This is a genomic window from Proteus sp. G2673, assembly GCF_009915125.1.
GTDB classification, from domain to species: Bacteria; Pseudomonadota; Gammaproteobacteria; order Enterobacterales; family Enterobacteriaceae; genus Proteus; species Proteus penneri.
This window is the reverse complement of sequence record NZ_JAABLT010000010.1, coordinates 1-22009: the sequence shown is the minus strand read 5'-3', so window position 1 is coordinate 22009 and position 22009 is coordinate 1. Positions and strand designations below refer to the sequence as shown.

The following is a 22009-nucleotide window of genomic DNA, read 5'->3' as shown; positions in this document are numbered from 1 at the left end:
GGATATTTAACAAAGAAAATCGAGTCTCTCACAGCGATGGGTTTATTAAGTATAAAGACTCAACAAAGCGAAGCAACAAATAAGGCTATATTAAAAAATATAGCCTTTTCATTAAGTTAAATGCTCAAAGTATGAACACACTCTTACTCTAAATAATTCAAGCGACAACTTTAAGCATAAACACACTTTTACTCTAAATCGTTCAAGCGCCAACTTTAAGTATAAGCATGAGAATACTATTACTCTAAATAGTTCAAGCGGCAACTTTAAGCATCAGCACGAACATGCTATTACTCTAAATAATTCAAGCTGCAACTAGGCGACAAGTGAATGAGTCGCTAGGAGCATACATAAGTATGTGACTAGTGCGAATGAACGTAGTCAACAACGTTGCAGCTTGAAGTATGACGAGTAATTAGTGCTCACGGGTCTGATGGAACTCAACATCAGGATAACGCTCACGTGTTAAATTCAAATTGACCATCGTTGGTGCGATATAAGTTAAGTTATCGCTGCCATCAAGTGCCAAGTTTTGTTCATTTTTACGTTTAAACTCTTCGAGTTTTTTCTCGTTATTACATTCAACCCAGCGTGCCGTTGAAACGTTAACGGATTCATAAATCGCTTCAACGTTATATTCACTCTTAAGTCTTGCAACAACCACATCAAACTGAAGTACACCGACCGCGCCGACGATTAAATCGTTATTTGCCAGTGGTCTAAAGACTTGTACAGCACCTTCTTCTGATAACTGCACCAATCCTTTAAGTAACTGTTTCTGTTTTAATGGATCACGTAAACGAATACGGCGGAACAATTCTGGCGCAAAGTTTGGAATGCCCGTGAATTTCAGAATTTCACCTTGAGTAAAAGTATCACCAATCTGAATGGTACCGTGGTTATGAAGACCAATAATATCGCCAGGATAAGCATGTTCAACGTGAGAACGATCGCCTGCCATAAAGGTTAATGCATCAGAAATCACCACATCTTTTTTAATTCGAACTTGGTGTAACTTCATACCTTTATCATACATACCAGATACAACACGTAGAAATGCAACACGGTCACGGTGCTTAGGATCCATATTGGCTTGGATCTTGAAGACGAAACCGGTGAACGTTTCTTCAGAAGCAGTGACTTCTCGCATATCAGTTTGACGAGGCATTGGTGCTGGCGCCCATTTTACAAGGCCATCAAGCATATGGTTAACACCAAAGTTACCTAATGCAGTACCAAAGAACACTGGGGTTAATTCGCCTGCTAAAAATGCCTCATGATCAAATTCGTGAGAAGCACCTAATACTAACTCTAATTCATCACGTAATTGACTTGCTAAATCGTCACCTATCGCTTCATCAAGCTCTGGGTTATCTAACCCTTTGATAACACGAGAATCCTGAATAGTGTGACCTTGACCGCTTTGATAAAGATAAGTTTCATCTTTCAGAATATGATAAACCCCTTTGAAGAGTTTTCCGCAACCAATAGGCCAAGTAACAGGACTACACGCGATTTTTAATTCTGTTTCAACTTCATCCATGACTTCCATTGGATCACGAATATCACGGTCAAGTTTATTCATAAAAGTCAGAATTGGGGTATCACGTAAACGTGTGACTTCCATTAATTTACGAGTACGATCTTCGACCCCTTTAGAAGAGTCAATGACCATTAAACAGCAGTCAACTGCAGTTAAAGTACGATAAGTATCTTCAGAGAAGTCTTCGTGCCCTGGGGTATCTAATAAGTTAACTAGACAATCAGCATAAGGGAACTGCATAACTGAGGTTGTAATAGAAATACCACGTTGTTTTTCCATTTCCATCCAGTCAGACTTTGCATGCTGATTTGAACCACGGCCTTTTACGGTTCCTGCACGTTGAATTGCTTGTCCGAATAACAACACTTTTTCAGTGATGGTTGTTTTACCCGCATCTGGGTGGGAAATAATGGCAAAAGTTCTACGACGAGCAACTTCTTGCTGAAAAATAGGATTAGACATCAATGGTGATCTTCTGGTTGATAGACGAGAGAATGTAAGACACTGATATATTGCTATAAGTAATAATTAACGTGACTATAAAAACATTCAACCCGTAAGTTAATCTTAATTGGCGCTTATTTTCGCCTATCTTGTCTGTATAAACAATCAATGGTTACTATTTTATCTACTTGAGGGAGTGATGCCTAGTGTTTGAAAAAATTAATCGTATCTACTGCCTTATAGAGCAACATTGTTTTCATTGATACGCTCAGCATACCTATGTTTGCTAAAAATTCTACAAGCTACCTTTATGAGCTAACAATAAAGCAAAGCGTTAGCCTATTTATTTTCGGTTCAGGATTGAATAGAAGGATCTAAATAAACATACCTTCATTTAGATTTAATTTTGTCTATATTTAGAGACTAATCACTTTATTTAAAATAAAAGCAAATACTCAACTACTTCTTTTAAATATTATTCACCTTTTTAACACCGTTATAATCACCTGACGTTTTAAAATTTAACGATGACAAAAGTGAAATTAACTTGATAAATTTACATTAAGTAAAAATAAAGATAAATTTCAAATAAAAATAATGAAAAAATAAAATTATCATTCTTCAAATAAAACAAAAAACGCCTAATAGAAGGCGTTTTAAATTTAACTTAAATAAAGATTTAATTAGAAAGAAATAGGATAAGCCATGATAATCGCATCTTCATTTCCTGTCTTCGTTGGGTAATAGTTTTTGCGTTTTGAAACGAAATTAAATCCTATAGATTCATAGAGATTGAACGCTTTTTCATTAGATTCTCGCACCTCTAACCACAAGGTGGCGATATTTTTTTTCTCAAGTGTTTCAATCAGTTCCAATAAAAGTGCTTTACCGTAACCTCTCCCCTGATAATCAGGATGGATTGCGATATTAAAAAGTGTTGCCTCATCTAATATTAATTGCGTAATTGCAAAACCTACAATAATATTATCAATGCAAATTTTCAGATTAAAATAATGACTACCTTGGTTACTATAAAATGTTTCTTCACTCCAAGGGAATGAATGACTTAATTTTTCAATTTCCCATGCTAAAGGTAAATCAGCAGGGTTTAAGAGTGAAATGGTCTTCATATTGATAAATTTGTTTCCAAAGATCGCGTTTTGCATCAGCATCAAAATATAACTGATGTAATGAAGGGCTTCTCAGAGAAGTATATTCAGAGGGAAGTATGAGATCAGTGCCTAATAACCAGCAGGGAAGATTGAATGATTCTGTGAGCATGCTCACATCATCTGTTGTAATACAATAGATTTCGTCTTTATCTATCCCCATGGCGCTAAAAATATCAGAGAAAAGCCCGTTATTTAGATCAACGGTATCATCAGTAATGATAAGTAAACGTGTTGTATCCGGAAATTGAACAGAATGCTCGCCTTTTAACACAGCAGGCTTATGAAGTACCCACTGACGAATTCCAAGTTGGGATAACATTCTGTCTTTACGGCTCATTATGTTTACCTATCAAGTGTAGAACAACGGTACATAGTATCAGAGGGCATAAACTACGCCAATAAATAGCGTCGGTTTCTTTATATCTGATATCATGCGTCTCATGTTTTTTAAGGAGTAATAATCATAATGTCCTCACTGTCCCCTGCTAGCGAAGTTATTCTTCGTCACCTAGATCATTTCGCAGACAGGCATGTACTTATTGCAGGTGATCTTCAAGATACTTTTGCGGCGCAAATTCAGGCAAAAAGTGTCAGAGCATATACCAACCAATATCACCAGTGGCTACCATTACTAAAATCAATGGGGGATAATGCACTCTTCGGTTTAGTTGCAGATCAATCCTTTGTGAAATATTGCAATACCTTGATCTATTTTTGGCCTAAAAATAAAAACGAAGCCACTTTCCAACTGCGTAGCCTTTGCTCTAACTTACAAGTGGGTACTGAAATTTTTATCGTCGGTGAAAACCGTAGCGGTGTTAAAAGTGCCACTGAATTAATGAACGGTATCGCTAAACTTAAAAAAATAGATTCTGCACGCCGTTGTAGCTTATTTTTTGGTACTCAAACATATCAAACACTGTTTGACCGTAATAACTGGTGGCAAACCTATCGCCATGACGACTTAACCGTAATGGCATTACCGGGTGTCTTTAGCCAAAATGCATTAGATGAAGGTAGCCGTTTATTACTTTCAACTTTTGATGATGCAATGGTTGGCGATTTACTGGATATGGCATGTGGTTGTGGCGTTCTTGCTACAGTTTTAGGCAAGAAAAACCCAATGTTGAAACTCACCTTGTGTGATGTAAATGCAGCGGCAATTTCTTCCAGTATTGCGACATTAAATGTGAATGAATTAGAAGGCCGAGTGATTGCAAGTAATGTCTATTCTGCCGTTGAAGAAACTTATGATTGGATAATCTCAAACCCGCCTTTCCATGATGGTTTAGGTACAAGCTATACTGCTGCTGAAGATATTATTCGCCTTGCACCAAATTATCTGAAAAAAGGCGGTAAATTACGCATTGTAGCGAATTCGTTTATCCCTTATCCAGATATCCTGGATCATGTATTTGGCTCTCATGAAGTGCTTGCATCAACAGGTAAATTCAAAGTTTACCAAGCCACCAAGAAAGACTAATCACAAGCCCTGTTATTTATGACAGGGCTTTATTTTTCATCACCAAGATATTTATTAATAAAAAATAATTGACGCCAAAAATAATTGGCATAGAATTCGCGTTCTGTCTGACTGCGAGGATGGCGGAATTGGTAGACGCGCTAGCTTCAGGTGTTAGTGTTCTTACGGACGTGGGGGTTCAAGTCCCCCTCTTCGCACCACTCAATTAACCTTTCTTTTCCTTTGATAACCCCCAGTTAATAATCCTTTATTGCTCTCTATTCATTATCCAGAATATGTGACTAACAGTGTCATTAAGCTATAAGTCAACACAACACCAGCCGGGATCATCACCCACATCTGCAATTTCTTATGGAATAACATCAATGTTGATAGCAGCATTGAAACAACTAAAACTAACGTAAATGCAGATGTTCCAGCAATCGAGTGCATAATGACGGTAAGCAAAGAAGAAACCGCTAACATTTCCCATAAACTGATACGAGATGTCCAAGAAGCGACTGAAGATAAACGTGTTAATTTAGCCATAATAACTCACCATTAATGATAATGATTTTCATTATTATATACAGCACCAATACTAAATCAACTTATATAAAGAAAAAAAACGCTCTATATCCTTATTTTTTAAAAGGTTAAAGCATTTTCTAAAACATAAAAAACGCCTTCTCATTCTCACGAAAAGGCGTTTGATTTTATAATATTATTAATAAACGAAATTAAGCGTTATTTGACTTTATAAAATAAAAGACCATATGAATATCTTCTGGCTCTCTTTCATAAAGTTCAGGATCAGGAATATCAATTAAACGACACCCTAAATGCTGATAAAAATTCACGCTGTTTTCAGAAGGTGTTGATGAAATATATAATCCATCCGCACCGTTTTCCTTCGCATATTCCACACAATAATCAAATAATATTCGCGCTAAGCCTTGCCCACGTTGCGGGTGGCTGACATGTAAAAAAGAAAGTTGAAGTAGACTACCATTTTTACCGCGCTTTTTCGGATCAACACTTGCCGCAGCAACCAATCGATCATGTTCAAAAACACCCCAGAAAGGCGCGCCTCGATCAAAGCTTTCAAGTAAAACTGGGGTGTAATGTTCTGCCTCACCTTCTGGCCAACCTTTCATATCAAAGCGCTGCTTTGATAAAAGTAACTTTCCTTCTTTCAATACATATAGCTTTTCAATAAGCTCCGTTCTATCAATTCCCCATACCTGCGGAATTTCATTTCTTGTTAATTGACGAATATTATTTTTCATTATTAATGATTAACCTGTTCTGATGATGATTCACTTTTTTCTAATGCGTGGTAAGCCACCGCACAGAATAAGGAATTCAACCGTTTCATATCACCAAGCAAACTGGTATGCAAAGAACTGGTTTCAATGCTTTGCATATTATGCAAATGAAGACGTTCTACATGTGCAAACGAGTAACGTTGGTTGAGTAAACGGAAACGATGTTTTGCTCGACGTAACTTACGAGCATGTTCCATGTTGCCGGAAACAAATACCGACATCGCCAGATTCAGATTACTTTGCAGACGCTCAAGGAGTGTCTGTAATTCACGACGTCCTTCCTCCGATAAAAATAAGTGATGATTTAAACCTTTACTCACCACTTCAGCCGACATACGCGCAATGATAGCGGATGATTGTTGTAAATTCATCGCTGTATCAATAATTTCAGCCCAACGTCGGGAATCTTCCGTACCTAGATCATGCTGTTGAATTTGCGCCATGTACAATTTAATGCTGCTATGGAGCAACTCCACCTCTTCTTCTAACTGACTAATTTCCCTTTTCTGCTGACGATCACCTTCCATTAATGCAGTAAAACGTTGCAACATTTGTTCTACAACATCACCTAATCGTAGTGATTCTCTCACCGCATTAGCGATAGCTAAAGATGGAGTATCAATAGCAGATTGATCCAAATAACGAGGCGCAACTTCCGATCCTGTGGCTGGTAATTCCGGAATAAGTCGCTGACATAATTTTGCCATTATGCCGACAAAAGGGATCATCAATACACAGCGTGCAAGGTTATAAATAACATGAAAATAGATAACGACTTCAGCCGATGAAAATCCATATTGCTGGATTTTATTTGCAATGATGGTTATCCAAGGTAAAACCAATAATGCACCAATTAATTTAAAGAAGAGGCTTCCTAATACGACTTGGCGTGAAACAATATTTTGTCCCCGACTACTCATTAACGCAAGTAAGCCACTGCCAATATTAGAGCCAATCACAATGCATAAGCTGATATACAAAGGCATTAGCCCAGTTGCGCTCAATGTCGCGGTCAATAACACGGCCGCAAGGCTTGAATAACTCACCATGGCAAACAGAGCGCCCACTAAGAGAGCTAAAACAGTGTCTCCACTTAATGATGTAAAGATAGCTTGTACCGCACTGGCATGAGTGATTGGCTCTGCTGAGGTGACTATCAATTGCAAAGCTAAAATAATTAAGCCAAGGCCAATTCCCACTCGCCCAAGTTGCCCGACGCGCTCTTTTTTACGACTTAAAAAAGTAATCACCCCGACAAGAATAAGAAGTGGAGATAACCAAGAGAGATCAAACGTCAGCACTCGTGCCATAAGTGCCGTACCTACATCCGCACCTAACATAATAACAAGTGCAGGAGTAATCGAAATAAGTCCTTGCGTCACAAAAGAGATAACCAAAAGTGCCGTCGCATTACTGCTTTGGACTAATGCCGTTACCCCAACACCTGCAAGGAAAGCGTTGGATTTTTTATTAATACTTTTACCTAAAATTCGGCGTAAATCAGAGCCAAAGACGCGCATAATGCCTGTACGAACAATATGTGTTCCCCAGACAAGAAGCGCGACTGATGAGAGTAAATGAAGCAGTGTCAGCATAGAAATAATAACCTTATTTTTATCGTTGTTTGTTTGACTCTGTTCTCCTTCAATCTCATAAAAAGAGAAAGACCATGAGCAGATACATCTGAGAAAAGATTTTTATTGGTAATGCCTTAATAACACATAAGGTGACTAGGCAAAAAGATATTGCAACTTAAGTGCAATAATCAATGGAGAAATTGAGAATATTACATAGATTAATTTGTGAATTCTGTTAATTATAACAGAAAATGTGTCACTTTCAAAATCACCCTATAAATAACCTATTGATTTATTATCATTTTATTTTAAATAGGCTCAATTTTTAATAAAAAAACGCGACCAGAGGGTATCTCTCTAAGTCGCGCGAAAATACAACAATTTAGTAAGGCAATTCGACTACAAGTTCAGACAGACTATAAATTCAACTAGAATTTACTTCAGACCCATAGCATCACGCATTGTGAAGAACAAGTCTGTTTGGTCAGTTAACCCAACCACATTCGCAGCATGCGGGCCATAAGCAGCAACACGTAATTGCGCACCAGTATGCTCTTGAGATCCTTCTTCTGAGTTACCGTAATTCACCACCATAACCGCACCATCTTTAGTGATAAGTGCTTGTGTTAAGCCACTTGATTTCACATCAGCTTCAATAATCTGGCTTGAATGCGCATGGTCAGCGGTGACAATAATCAAAGTGTCGCCGTTTTGTTTAGCGAAATCTAAACCGATTTGTACTGCTTCATCTAACGCAACAGTTTCACCGATTTGTCCGCAAGGATTAGCATTATGATCTTGCTTATCAATAGAAGCACTTTCGACTTGTAAGAAGAAACCGTTTTCATTAGTTTTCAGTAAATCGATCGCTTTTTTAGTCATTTGTGCCAGTGTTGGCGCATTTGGATCGAGTTTAGAGTTAGGTTTGCACTCTAATGGTGGATTATTCAAATTACCATGATACGTGGCTTTTGGTCCTTCCCACGCCACAGCCATATTACCTTCATGGAATAAACCTAATACCGGCTTATCCTGATTTGCCAAAGTAATTGCATCTAACGATTTTGCATCTTTGACGATTTGATAACCACGCTCGATAGCTTGTTGCTCTAACGTTTTACCTTTGTATTCTCCCGCAGCGGCAGTTTGAGCAAAACTTTTTGCACCGCCCCCTAATGTAACGTCTGCACGAGTCACTAATAGTTGTTCAGAGATAGAACCTTTGCCGCCATTTTCTAATGCATTAGTTGAGCATTTTTCTAAGGTTTCAACTGGACCATAGCATTTACGTCCAGTGACATGAGAAAACAGTGCGGCAGGTGTCGCATCTTGAATTTCAGATGTAGTCACGTTCCCCGTTGCCTTTCCGTTGGCTTTTGCTAATTCCAAAATGGTTTGGTGATCCTTACCAAATACATCAATCCCTAATGCACCATTATAAGTTTTCACACCAGAAGCCCATGCTGTTGCTGAGGCTGCCGAATCTGTTACATAGTTAGGTTTTTGTGTTTTTCTATCTAATGAATAGTGTGTGTATTGACCCGTTATCGGTAACGCATCGATACCTTTAAAAAAGCCACCTGCACCTTCAGCGTAGTTACGTGCAACAGTGATTTCAGAATCCCCCATACCATCACCAATAAAGAGGATCACATTTTTCGCTTGGTTATTATTTAAAGCTGCTTTTAATGCCTCAGTTTGATCTTGAGTCATACGGCGAGCACCGCCAAATTCCGTGATATTACCTTTTGCTGCGCGATCTTGTGCCAAAATTGCATCGGCAGCAACGGGAGCTGCAAAAGAAGAGAAACTCGCACCAGCCAATAGCGTTGTGACAATAACGGATAAAATAGAACGTTGGTAACGATGAGACATAGCTTTTTCCTTGCACTCTAAAGTAAAAAACAGGGTTAATGTTTTAAGTCAGGAAAAGCTTACGGCAGTTAAATGACAGAGAAATGAAGGGTAAAAGCGATTTCGATGACAACTTTATGACACCTTGATGACAAACAAAAAGCTTATACTGCGAATACGTGTATAAGCTTTTGTTATATTAAAACATATTGTTAAGGCGTGATCTTAAACTCGTCATTCTCTTGAGTTAATGCTTTTGCCCCTAAATACAGGGTTTCACACCAAGAAATATAATCATGCCCACTGGCCATTTCGAGTGATTGAACAGGATAGCCTTTTTGCTCTAAAACCTGTTTCAAGTGGCGATTATTATTTAAAATCCCGCCTTTATCACCACGACTTTCAAATAGCCCTGCTTCTAAGAAAAACTGTAATGGCTTTTTATCTGCTTGCTCAAATTGTCGAATAAGCCATTCAGGCTCTTCATTTTCAGGTGCCCACCAATAAGATCCGGACATACTCAGTACTTTACCAAAGCGATCTGGGCGATTAAATGCAACCCATGAAGACGCTAATCCACCATAACTTGAGCCTGATACAATCGTTTCTTCTGCTGATATGTGAATACCTTTCTCTTTTTCTAGCCAAACAAATAATTCATCTGCCAAGAAACGGTAAAAATCAGGATTTGGTGGTAATTCAACACTACGGCGATCGCTATCAATACTATCAACAAATAGGATCATCATCGGTGCCAATTTCCCTTCCTCTATCTGTTTATCAAAAAACTTATCAATACCATATTGGCGACGATAAATTTGACCATCAAATAATACGAGGATCCGTGGTGTTTCCATTTTTTGGGCTGGCCGGTAAAGTGCTATTTCACGATCATTATTTAAGATCTCACTGTGAAAGCGAACAATCTCTGTCTTACCCTTCATGGTTCTATCAAGAATATCAGGCAACTGGCATTCACGCTTACTGCCTAGCGACAATAAAGAAAAGTGATTATAGATATCCTCAGATTGACTTGGTGAATTTTGGGAATTAAATGGATCAGCTTGTGCCGTGGTTAAAATCGCGCGACGTTGCTCAAAAGGCGCTGAATTTTCAATAACAGGTACATCAGGCGCTAATTTATATTGCATTAATGTGTCGTTAGGCACGATATAACTACGATACCAAATATCACTATTGGCTAAACGTGTTAACGGATCATGATTACCATCGGGTGATCCCAATAAATAAACATTCTTTTTGGCGCCTTGCCATAGAAAAGTGACTCGCTTTTTACCACTATCATAAGGCTCAATCAGAGGAGTCCCTTCCTGACGTATTTGTTGCCAAAACGCCTGAATATTTTTTTGATCAAGTTGTTTAGCGAGCGTTTGTAAACGAGGGCTAGTTAGTGCAATACCGGCATCTTTATCTAAAGGTTGATAAGGTTGTGTTGTTAGCATGAGTTGCCATGACTTCCCCTTCTCACCTTGTCCAACCAATTGATAACTAGACGTTTTAGGCAATAAAAAACGGATTTTTTGTTGTCCATCAGCGGGAACATCTTTCAATAAGCTACGAATATGAGTACCATCTTGTGTCTCTAACCGTAGATTTTGTATGCCTTTTACGTTTAATTCAACATAACGTTCGTGCTCTAAATGAGTAGCAAAACACACCGTATTGTTATCAAACTGGCCTGTTATTTCATTACCTTCTGTTACAGATAAACAATTAGCAAAACTAGGAAAGGATGCCATTAGTGCACATATCATCAAAGGAATTCTCACTATATTATTCTCGTTATGAACTATTGTGAGAAACAATAGTAATGATAATTGTTATCATTACAATAAGTAAAAAGGTAAAATTGCTACATATCATCAAAACTATTTTTCGCATCAAATAAAAAAGCTCAAATAAATTATTTGAGCTTTTTTATAATGCAATATTAAATCAACGCTCTTCTAATGGATAACTACGAAAACTCCATAATCCTAACGCTTTTAAGCCATCACGATAAATACCTTGTATATCTGATTTACTGGCTTTTTGTAATTCCGCTAATGGCTTATCAGGTGCGACAACTGTTAGGTAAGAGATATCACTTGGGCCACTTTGCCAACTCGCGATAGTGAAAATCGCATCAGCACGACGAACATGACTACCAGAGCTAATAATCACTGCTGTTTTAATACGATGTTTGGTTAAAGCATAACGGCTAAATAACGCATTTTCGACAGTTGTACGTGCGTAGTTTTCTTGGAAAATACGTTCCGGTGCAATACCGTTTTTCACCAACCAATCCGCCATTAATTTACCTTCCGTTTGATGTGCTTTCGGCACACCTCCCGTAACGACAATCATGGCATCAGGTAATTGTTTAGCCACTTCTAAGGTTTTATTTAAGCGTTCAATTAAAATCTTATTCATTGTGCCATCGGGATTTAAGGCATAACCCAATGTCACAATCGCGTTGTTATCTTTGGTTTTATTTAGTTTTGCCAAATCTACCGGTGTCAATTTATCACTTAAAGGCATTTTACTGACGCGGTCAATCTCTGCGAAAAAGCGATTAATCTCTTCAGCTTTAGCTGGATTTAATGATTTCAATTTATTGAAATACGCTTCACTTTCTTTGTCTTTTCCTTCAAAACGAGTCCATGAAGTGACATAAATTAGCGCATCAATATCATCAGGAGCGGCTTCTAAAATTTGTTTATAAATAGTAATCGCGCGAGGAACATCATTGTTATAGATATAAGCACTCGCGGTGCTAAATAATAAATCGAGGCGGTAAGGTTCTAATTTATAAGCTTGTTGCAGTTTTTGCGCCACAATTTCCATATTGGATGGCAATTTCCCCGTAAACCCTGCATCTGACACTCGTGCCGGAGATTTAAAGGCATCTAACGCATCTTGGATCAAGCTATCAACAGTTTGACGCTGAGAAACATATTGCTGATAACTATTATCTGGCTGATGCACTTTTTGGTAAGACAATGCAGTTGATGAAACGGTAAAACCTAAAGCAGCAATCGCTAACGAAATGACCGTTTTCTTAATACGATGTGAAACACGGGAAGGTTGCGCCATTATCTTGTCCTTTTACGAAAAATAGTCAGCTTCTTCACCTGAGCGAATGAAGATAGAGAGTGTGACTCCTCACACCTAATGGTAAAAGAAATACACACCGATAAATCTATACCTAATATTTATAATAAAGATCTCCGCATTAATTTTCAGTAACCTTTCTCACCTTATTGAAAAATAATAGCATTATTAGGTAAATAGCTTATTTGACAGATTTCTTTATGTATTTTTATCTTTTAGTAAGTAATTTTGTTCTGATAGCTCATCAGTGATAAAGAATAAAAACACTTTATTCTTTAGTAGAAAGTGAGAAGCTTGCATTTAAGTTAATTCTTTAATGTAAAAACGCCACTAATGGCGTTTTTAATTATAACGTTACTCAATATGTTTTGATTGCATCATTAATAATTCTCTGACTAATTCGACGCAACTTAAGAAGCGCTCGTCATAATCAGGTGAGTTAACTTTAATATACTCAATATTGTTTTTATCTAACATTTCCATCAGTAAAGTTTGGAAACGACGACGATCTTTATCACTGCCTAAACTACGCAAACCATCAGCTACCCATGGCGTGTTATTTTCTAGCAAGATAACTAAATCAAAACGGTATTCATCAATCAAAGCTTGAACAAAGGGGTGCTCTTTACCTTCATAACGTAAACAAAATGCCTGCGTTGTGACAAAGTCCGTATCAACAAAAGCCACTTTATTGGCATATTTAACAGCAAAATCAATATATTGAGCATGTCCTAATGCGATTTTATCGTAGTCCGAATATTGTAATGCCATCTCGTCTCCACCTAAATGAGAGAAAACATAATCGCGACCATACTCCCATGCACTGGTTGTATTGAAGATATTGGCAAGCTTATTGACTAGTGTTGATTTACCGCTAGATTCACCGCCTAAAATAGCCACGGTACGCACAAAGAAGGGTTTAACTTCTGTTGGAATATATTCCCAATATTTAAAAGGTGCTTGGCGGATTTGGCTACCACTAATATTCATAAAGGAACGTTCAGGATCAATCAATACCGTTTCAATACCCAAGAAAGCATTATATTGTTCTGAATCTTCTCGTTCACTGGTATAGATAAAATCAGGGGTTATCTGCTTTTCGTGCAAAAACGCTTTGATCCCTTCACTCCACATTTCCCAACCATGGGGTTGTGGTTCAATACCGTGCTCATCAAACTCATGAATACGAATATTTTTTTGATATTTAAAGGTTTGTAATAACCAACGTAATCTGTCACTGACTGTCGGTTGTTGTGACATCGCACTATTGATAAATAAGTTTTTATCACGAGGCTCGTCATGACACAAAATGACATGTAATTCATCCACTTGACTACAAGCGCGTTGAATTAAATAAATATGCCCTGTATGGAGTGGATAAAATTTGCCGAAAATCACACCGATGGTTTTCTTTTTCACTGGGTATTCTAACCCTAAGAATTGGTGTAACGCTGACATTTTTTGCGCACTGGGGCTCTTGATTTTATTATTAATCAATTGGCTAAGATAGCCTTTCGTCATATCACTTTCATCAGCAACTTGTTGTAATGTATATCCATTTTTTCTGATAGCCTGTTTGATATAATCAAAAGGTCCCATAATTAGCTCCTTTAGAAATCTTCTAAATCATCAAGAACAGATAATGCATCTGACAGCTTCTTCACACCATACACTTTCATATCAGGAGGATTTTTTTTCGGCATATTCGCACTCGGTACAATCGCCCGTTTAAATCCATGTTTTGCAGCTTCTGCAATACGCTCTTGTCCACTCGGTACAGGCCGAATTTCTCCCGCAAGGCCAACTTCACCAAATATCACTAAATCACGCGGTAAAGGACGATTACGAAAACTTGATACTAATGATAATAACAAGGCTAAATCAGCACTGGTTTCTGTGACTTTAACCCCTCCCACCACATTGACAAAAACGTCTTGATCAGACATTTGCAATCCGCCATGACGGTGTAAAACGGCAAGTAGAATAGCAAGACGATTTTGCTCTAATCCCACAGCCACACGACGTGGATTTGATAGCATTGAGTGATCAACTAAGGCTTGTATCTCCACCAGCAAAGGCCTTGTTCCTTCCCATACCACCATCACAGAACTGCCTGATGTGATTTCATCTCCTCGGCTTAAAAAGATAGCAGAAGGATTACTCACTTCTCGTAATCCTTGCTCCGTCATGGCAAAAACACCTAATTCGTTAACGGCACCAAAACGGTTTTTATGACTACGTAAAGTACGGAAACGGGAGTCTGTCTCACCATCCAACATAACAGAACAGTCAATACAGTGTTCCAGTACTTTAGGCCCTGCCAATGTGCCATCTTTTGTCACATGGCCTACCATAATAATGGCAACATCATTGGTTTTAGCGAAACGAGTTAAATAAGCAGCCGTTTCACGCACTTGAGCAACACTGCCCGGTGATGATTGAATATCCGCCATATGCATCACTTGAATAGAGTCAATCACCATCAATTTAGGCTTTTCTTGTGACGCAATTAAACAGATTTGCTCAATGCTGGTTTCTGACAACATATTCAGTTCTGCTGTCGGTAAACCTAATCGATGAGCGCGCATAGCAACTTGTTGTAGCGACTCTTCACCCGTGACATACAACGTTTTCATTTCAGTAGCTAAACGGCACATAGTCTGTAGTAATAAAGTACTCTTACCTGCGCCGGGACTTCCCCCGATTAAAATAGCACTTCCGGGAACAACGCCACCACCTAATACACGGTCAAACTCTTTAAATCCTGTTGAGAATCGGGGTAATGCTTCAAGGCTAATTTCCGATAGCTTTTGAACACGGCTAGCACCTTTTGCATCACCCGCAAAGCCACTGAAACGCTCGTTACGGGAAGAAGAGGTTGCGGCAAGGCGCACTTCTGTAATTGTATTCCACGCATGGCAAGCCGAGCATTGCCCTTGCCAACGAGGATAATCTGCACCACATTCATTACATACAAAGGCTCTTTTTGCTGCTTTTGCCACACTTTTCTCCCAACAATAACGATTTTAGAAAAACGCACTTAGCGCTCTTCGTGTTTTAAACCACCACTTAAAATACACATTACACCCATTAAATCAGCATGACGAATAGCGACTTTTGCTTGAGCATACACTTTCGGTTTTGCATGATATGCAATGCCAAGCCCCGCTTTTCTCAGCATTTTAAGATCGTTTGCACCATCACCAATGGCAATTGTTTGCTCTATTGGGATCTCTAAATCTTTCGCTAAACGCGCAAGCACTTGTGCTTTATATTTTGCATCAACAATCGTGCCTTTGACTTTACCTGTCAGTTTGCCATCTTTAATTTCAAGATGATTAGCAACAGCAGCCACTAAGCGTAATTTTTGTTTTAAATTATCGGCGAAATACGTAAAGCCACCCGATGCAATAGCAATATGCCAGTCCATCGCTTGAAGTTTACGCACTAAGCTCGTTAACCCCGGCATAAGAGGTAAATCATCCATTACTTTTTGCAAGATAGAAGCATCAGCACCTTTCAGTTCAGCAACACGGAGTTTTAAGCTTTCACTAAAATCCATTTCACCTTGCATAGCGCGTTCTGTTATTGCCGCAACTTTATCACCCACTCCTGCAAGTTTGGCGATTTCATCAATACACTCAATTTGAATAGCCGTTGAATCCATATCCATCACTAAAAGTCCAGGAGAACGCAAGCGAGGGATTTCACCTAGTGGAACGACATCCAGACCACATTCATCAGATAAACGGCGAATTCTACGGGTTAGACTGCCGGCAATACGTACCACTTGGTAATCATCAATACGCCATGAAGAAACCACCACAATTGCCACGCCTAATTTATGTTGAAACTCGCTAATTCTTTTTTTATCGAGTTCTCGTCCATAAAGTAACCACCCACTATCGCCAGCACGATAATCCAGTGGCATGACTTCTTCACCACTGAGTGATAGTGGCAGACCTGGCCATTTACGGATTTCATCCGGTAAATAGCAATAGGTCAGACTATTTGACATACTTATTCTCCTGTTTTCCCCTGTCTGAACAAAATAATCGTTATTCAGCCTATTCTATCTCTGACTCATCTGGCAACATGCACATACTTGCTTACGCAAAAGGATGAACATGCTTAAAGACAAACTAAAATTCAAACTACAAAAAACGGCGATTATACTGATTTGTATCGCACTATTGGCATTTCTTATGCAAGGCGCGTCTTATTTTAGCCGTGCTAATCAACACGCCCGTATTACTCAGTTTGAAGAGCTTGCAAAAACGCTGGCAGAACAAGTTGCGTTCTCTTTATCCACTTATTTGGATGACAGTAGCAAAGATAACGTAAATCCCCTCATTATGGCTAATTTAAATCATCTCACTCACAATAGTCGGGTACTTGATGCCAGCCTTTATTTAGAAGATGGAACACAAATAGCGCATAGTGGTGAAAATGTCACTGTTAAAGAACGATTAGCACTAGAAGGACAGAAGAGTGGCGGTTCTTTTAATCACCAACTTGTTGTTCCTGTACCGGGTAAAGATAAACCGAAGGGATTTTTAAGGCTGACATTAGATACTCACCAGTTGATCACTGAATCAAGCCAAGTCGATAACACCACTAATTTATTGCGAGTCATGCTATTAGTCGCACTTGCGATTGGCTTTTTGCTTTCTCATAACCTTCTTCAACTAACTCCCGTTCATTGGCAACAGTCTCCTTATTTATTAACAGCTAATTTACCGCCTCGTACTGAAAAAGGGGAAGATAAAGAAAGCGCGGATGAAAATGATGAAGAAAATGAATCAAAAGAGGGTGTCAAAGAGGAAAATAACGACACTGACAATAAAATAGATAAAATATAAATTCTTATTTTTTAGCAAACTATTCAGTGAGTTTAGTGAATAATTAACTAAGCTCACTTTTTTCTATTTACTTATTTAGATATATCTAATTTATGCGTATTTTTGTGCTATTTCCTTAATCTTTAAGGGGGTTTTGTTTAAAGTCACGGTAAATTCTGACCAAGTCATTAACCTAAAAAGATAAGTTTTAAATCTTTTTCTGGCTCTTTGAGTACTGAGGTGGTTATGACTGAACAATCTGCTATCCAACGTTGTCGACAAATCGTAGAAAACCCAACCCTTTCCCCGGAACAAAAACGTCATTTTCTGGCGTTAGAAGCTGAGAATATGCAGCCTTATCCGTCTCTACCTGAAGATGCAGCTAAAGCGCTTAATGAACGGGTTATCTGTGATATGTATGAAGGTCACGCCCCTTATAAACCACGTTATGTCCTGCCTGATTACGCGAAGTTTTTAGCACAGGGATCTCGCTATTTAGAACTCGAACCTGCGCAAGATTTTGACGACGCCTTAAACATGCTGACTATCCTTTATCACCATGTTCCTTCTGTAACTTCTATGCCTGTTTATTTAGGGCGTATTGATAAAATTTTACTGCCTTATGTCGGCGAGCTAACCGAAGAACAGCTTTACCCTAAATTAAAACGCTTCTGGCGTTATCTCGATAGAACACTACCCGATGCTTTTATGCACGCCAATATTGGCCCTGAAGACTCTGTTCTTACACGTTTAATTCTTAAAGTGGATGTTGAACTTCAGCAAGTCGCACCTAATCTCACCTTTATTTATGATGCGAATTCAACACCAACAAACCTACTTCACCAAGCCATCACCAATATTTGCCACAGCAGTAAACCTCATATTGCTAACGGTATTTTGCAAGATGCGGTATTTGGAAAAGATGAATACGGAATTGTCAGTTGTTATAACTCTCTACCGCAAAGTGGTGGCGGTAGCACTTTAGTACGGATTAACCTTAAAGAAGTCGCTAAACGTAGCCAAGATAGCCAAGATTTTCTAACTCAGGTTTTGCCATTTTATATGCAGAAACAGATAGAGATTATTGATGTACGTTGTGAATATCTCTATGAAAAATCGAACTTCTTTCAACAAAGTTTCTTAGTCGAAGAAGGTTTGATCTCACCTAATCGCTTCGCGCCCATGTTTGGTATTTATGGCATGGCAGAAGCCGTAGCACTTCTACTTGAAAAAGAAGGCAAGCAAGCGGCTTATGGTGATAATGAATCCGCCAACAAACTTAGCTATATGATCAGCGAAAAACTGGCACAATTTGTCGCTGATACACCTGTTAAATATGGTTGGAAGCATCGAGCCATGTTACATGCACAATCAGGTATTAGTTCTGATATTGGCACAACTCCTGCGACTCGCATTCCTTATGGTAAAGAGCCAGATCCTGTTACCCATTTAATGACGGTTGCTCCTCACCATCAATTTTATACCTCAGGGATCAGCGATATTTTAACCGTTGATGAAACCATCAAACAAAATCCTGATGCGTTAATGCAACTCTGCTTAGGGGCATTTTCCTCCGGATTAAGAGAATTTACTGCCAACGTAGGGGGTAATGATTTAGTGCGTGTTACTGGTTATATGGTGCGTTTATCTGATTTAAAAAAATACAAAGAAGAAGGCTCCCGCCTTAATACCACTTGGTTAGGTGATGAAGCCACAGCAAACTGTCATATCGCTGAACGTAAACCTAGAGTTATCAGTCATGAACAGCAGATGCGTTTCGATAAATAAGATACTCCCCTTCTCTTGTGTAGATGGGCCAGGCAATCGTCTGGCCATCTTCCTGCAAGGGTGTAATTTGCGGTGTAAAAATTGTCACAATCCCTACACTATGGGGATCTGTGACAGTTGCGGTGACTGCATTGCGACTTGCCCACAGCAAGCGCTTTCATTACAAAATGGTAAGATAAGTTGGAATAGTACAAGCTGTGAACAGTGTGATACCTGTATTCAACAATGCCCACGACAATCAAGCCCGATGACATTAACCTATACTGTTGATGAACTAATGGCTCTTACACGCAAATATGCAGCATTTATTAATGGTGTCACCATCAGTGGTGGTGAATCTACGTTACAACTGCCTTTTTTGATTGATTATTTTAAAGCAATCAAAGAAGCACCCGATCTGAAACACCTCTCCTGTTTAATTGATAGTAATGGCACATTATCAATTAATGGTTGGCAGAAAATTGCCCCCTATATGGATGGTGCTATGATCGATTTAAAAAGTTGGCATGAAGAATCACATATTTATTTAACCGGTCGAGGTAATCAACGTATTAAAGAATCAATTAAATGGCTCGCGAACAATAATTTACTTACAGAATTACGCCTTTTATATATTCCAGAAAAAACAGATTACTTAGAAAATATTGGATTACTTTCTCAGTTTATTAATTCACTAGGAGAATCGATATTAGTAAGAATTAATGCCTTTCATCAACATGGGGTATATGGTAAGGCGAGTAATTGGAGAACAGCACAAAAACAACACATTGATTTATTTAAAAAAGAATTAAATAAAAGAGGCATTTTCAATATTAAAACACCAAATATATATTCATAATCAAAATAAATAAAAAATTAAAATAACAACTAATAATTATAATAAACATAATTAGCAATGTATTTTAAAATAAAATCCATTTATATTGACATAAAAAGAATATCAAATTAGTCTTCAAAAAAAACCTGCCAGTATATATGGAATAATAATTTATGCTTATAAGTAAACCAAATATAAAACTATCAATTATTGCTTCAATAATAATTAACTCGTCATATAGCTATGCCGTAGACTCTCCAAAAGAATTAATCGAAACTGAAAAAAATAAATTCAAATTCGAATTTATTGATCGCCTTTCACTTAAAGATTATTCAAGTAACAAACATATTCATGGTAGAATGGAAACAAGAGATATCCCCGTAATCTTAACTTCTAAATACCAAAATACAATAATAGTTTCTGATGATAATAAAATTAATATAAGTCACGACTTAGGCAAAAGCTTTAATCCATTAGAAATAAACGGTTTTAATAATATTAAAGCGATCTCTCTTTCTGAGAATGGTCGTTACTTAACAGCTCATGGTGAACATAAAAATAATAATAGTGATATATTTTTTGTATATGATATTTATTTAAAAGAAACAACTCTATTTAACAATAAAAATAACATTAGTTACGTTATTAATGATGATTATTATCTTACGACAGAAGATGGCTTATTTAGCCTTTACTCGGAAGATAAAGACCTTTACTCACACCTTTACCCAATAAATGAAAAAAATTTTTTTATCTTTGATAATAAAAATAAAAAAACAGTTCTGCTTAGTGATATAGATAATACTGAATTAAAAAATCACATTGAAAAAAATAGATTTATTGCCTTTAATGATTTAAGTATATTCAATAATTACTCCTCAGACCAAAATCCCAATATTACGGGTATCTCGTATAGTGGAAAATATATTTATGGTACACAACAAAGAGATAATCAAGATTCAATTAATGTTAGATTAGCTTTCATTTATGACAAAGAAAAAAACACGATTGAGTTGCTTTCAAACTCAGAGTATGGCTCATCAAAAATAAATCATTTTTCTAAAAAAAATGATATTGCCGTAGGCTGGGTAGAATCACTTGTTAAGCGCAGAGAGGAACGTAATGAGAGATTAATTCGGCAAGCTTTCATTTACAATCCAAACATTCAAAATAACGATAAATTTAAAATCCCTAGAATTAATAGTAGCATTAATTACTATAATTCAGAAGCAACAGCTATTTCAGAAAAAGGTGATTTTTTTGTTGGATGGACCGAATACGGTGATGGTGATTTAAGGGAAATAAAAGAATTACGTTTATCACAACACCCTAGAAATGCTTTTGCATACTTTATTCAAGATAATTATTCTATTTTATTACCAAATTTTAAAATTAGAAATCACGATAACAACGAAGAATCAGAAGCACACTCTATTTCTAAAGATGGTAATACTATTTTTGGGATCTCTAAAAAACAGGATGATAAGTGGTATGCGGTCGCATGGCATTTAGATAAAAAGAAAATCAACACAATAGAACAAGAAAAAGAAAAAATTAATATATTCTTAGATACTATTTTAGCGAAAAAGGATATTAAATCTGCAAAAGATCATTTTAATACAACAGAAATAAGACTAAATACAGCCCAAACGGAATATGATCGTTTTGTAGTTAATTTAAAAATTCAACTACAAGAAACAACTAAAAAATATAATGAAGCCATAGAAAATAAAAAGAAAATAGAGGAAATCATAGATAACGGAGGTGTAGAAGCTTGGAATAAACATTCCAATAAATTCCATGAATATACATCTGATATAGATTTTTATAAAACAAAACAAGATAATATTAAAAGGGATATATCAACATCAGATAACAGCCCAATAGGGCTTAAATTACAGATTGTTAGCTATGAACACCAAAAAAATCAACAAATACTGGCTGAATTACAAAAAGATAAGCAAACCGCTAATATCGAACCGAATACAAGAGATAATATCACTGAGCAAGAGCGCTTAGACAAAGAGCAAGCCGATAAAGCTAAAGCTGAGCAAGCGCGCTTAGACAAA

At 37.4% G+C, this 22009-nt stretch carries 17 protein-coding genes and 1 tRNA gene; 6 read left to right on the top strand and 12 right to left on the bottom strand.

The features are described from left to right. Positions 1-415: 415 nt before the first annotated feature. From prfC to GWI59_RS05345, 3 genes are all read right to left on the bottom strand, one after another. Entirely contained in the window at positions 416-2005 is a 1590-nt protein-coding gene (gene prfC, locus GWI59_RS05355) for a peptide chain release factor 3 (RefSeq protein ID WP_109848053.1), read from the bottom strand. Positions 2006-2670: 665 nt separating this feature from the next. Further along, positions 2671-3117 (bottom strand): ribosomal protein S18-alanine N-acetyltransferase, encoded by a 447-nt coding sequence (gene rimI / locus GWI59_RS05350; protein ID WP_161707027.1) that lies wholly within the window; start codon positions 3115-3117, stop codon positions 2671-2673. Next, positions 3086-3496, bottom strand: a complete 411-nt coding sequence (locus tag GWI59_RS05345) for a DNA polymerase III subunit psi (RefSeq protein WP_072064367.1) — start codon at positions 3494-3496, stop codon at positions 3086-3088. The genes rimI and GWI59_RS05345 overlap by 32 nt, the downstream gene beginning before the upstream one ends. A 129-nt stretch (positions 3497-3625) precedes the next feature. On the opposite strand from GWI59_RS05345, the gene rsmC reads away from it, so the two are divergent. Both rsmC and GWI59_RS05335 read left to right on the top strand, forming a co-directional pair. After that, positions 3626-4642: a 16S rRNA (guanine(1207)-N(2))-methyltransferase RsmC gene (gene rsmC, locus GWI59_RS05340; protein WP_072064368.1), complete on the top strand. Its 1017-nt coding sequence runs from the start codon at positions 3626-3628 to the stop codon at positions 4640-4642. A gap of 113 nt (positions 4643-4755) precedes the next feature. Beyond that, positions 4756-4842, top strand: a tRNA-Leu gene (locus GWI59_RS05335). Between the two features lie 64 nt (positions 4843-4906). Here the strand turns inward: GWI59_RS05335 and GWI59_RS05330 are convergent. The 9 genes from GWI59_RS05330 to serB form a co-directional block, all read right to left on the bottom strand. Further along, on the bottom strand, positions 4907-5170 hold the full coding sequence (locus GWI59_RS05330; RefSeq protein ID WP_072064369.1) for a DUF1435 family protein: 264 nt from the start codon (positions 5168-5170) through the stop codon (positions 4907-4909). 191 nt (positions 5171-5361) lie between these two features. Beyond that, complete coding sequence (locus tag GWI59_RS05325) at positions 5362-5910, bottom strand: GNAT family N-acetyltransferase (protein ID WP_109848051.1); 549 nt, start codon at positions 5908-5910, stop codon at positions 5362-5364. A gap of 2 nt (positions 5911-5912) precedes the next feature. Continuing rightward, entirely contained in the window at positions 5913-7544 is a 1632-nt protein-coding gene (locus tag GWI59_RS05320; RefSeq protein ID WP_109848050.1) for a Na/Pi cotransporter family protein, read from the bottom strand. A 417-nt stretch (positions 7545-7961) separates the two neighbouring features. Next, a complete protein-coding gene (gene phoA, locus GWI59_RS05315; protein WP_072064372.1) occupies positions 7962-9401 on the bottom strand; it encodes an alkaline phosphatase in 1440 nt (479 codons plus the stop codon). A 191-nt stretch (positions 9402-9592) separates the two neighbouring features. After that, the gene (locus GWI59_RS05310; RefSeq protein WP_237585319.1) at positions 9593-11140 is read right to left on the bottom strand and encodes an alpha/beta hydrolase-fold protein; all 1548 of its coding nucleotides are present in this window, start codon (positions 11138-11140) and stop codon (positions 9593-9595) included. Positions 11141-11336: 196 nt separating this feature from the next. Further along, entirely contained in the window at positions 11337-12476 is a 1140-nt protein-coding gene (locus tag GWI59_RS05305; RefSeq protein ID WP_161724170.1) for an ElyC/SanA/YdcF family protein, read from the bottom strand. Positions 12477-12848: 372 nt separating this feature from the next. Then, complete coding sequence (nadR, locus tag GWI59_RS05300) at positions 12849-14093, bottom strand: multifunctional transcriptional regulator/nicotinamide-nucleotide adenylyltransferase/ribosylnicotinamide kinase NadR (protein ID WP_072064375.1); 1245 nt, start codon at positions 14091-14093, stop codon at positions 12849-12851. 11 nt (positions 14094-14104) lie between these two features. Beyond that, entirely contained in the window at positions 14105-15496 is a 1392-nt protein-coding gene (radA, locus tag GWI59_RS05295) for a DNA repair protein RadA (protein ID WP_109400030.1), read from the bottom strand. A 38-nt stretch (positions 15497-15534) separates the two neighbouring features. Beyond that, positions 15535-16512: a phosphoserine phosphatase gene (gene serB, locus GWI59_RS05290; RefSeq protein ID WP_109400031.1), complete on the bottom strand. Its 978-nt coding sequence runs from the start codon at positions 16510-16512 to the stop codon at positions 15535-15537. Between the two features lie 109 nt (positions 16513-16621). Here serB and GWI59_RS05285 point away from each other — a divergent pair, with 109 nt between their 5' ends. The 4 genes from GWI59_RS05285 to GWI59_RS05270 form a co-directional block, all read left to right on the top strand. After that, positions 16622-17356 carry a YtjB family periplasmic protein gene (locus GWI59_RS05285; RefSeq protein ID WP_161724168.1) on the top strand — a complete coding sequence of 245 codons (735 nt, stop codon included), beginning with the start codon at positions 16622-16624 and terminating at the stop codon, positions 17354-17356. A 225-nt stretch (positions 17357-17581) separates the two neighbouring features. Then, positions 17582-19123, top strand: a complete 1542-nt coding sequence (locus tag GWI59_RS05280) for a YjjI family glycine radical enzyme (protein WP_161724166.1) — start codon at positions 17582-17584, stop codon at positions 19121-19123. After that, the gene (locus GWI59_RS05275) at positions 19095-19961 is read left to right on the top strand and encodes a YjjW family glycine radical enzyme activase (protein ID WP_109848046.1); all 867 of its coding nucleotides are present in this window, start codon (positions 19095-19097) and stop codon (positions 19959-19961) included. The genes GWI59_RS05280 and GWI59_RS05275 overlap by 29 nt, the downstream gene beginning before the upstream one ends. 152 nt (positions 19962-20113) lie before the next feature. Continuing rightward, positions 20114-22009, top strand: a 1896-nt coding sequence (locus GWI59_RS05270) for a hypothetical protein (RefSeq protein WP_161724164.1), incomplete at its 3' end; no start/stop codon positions are given.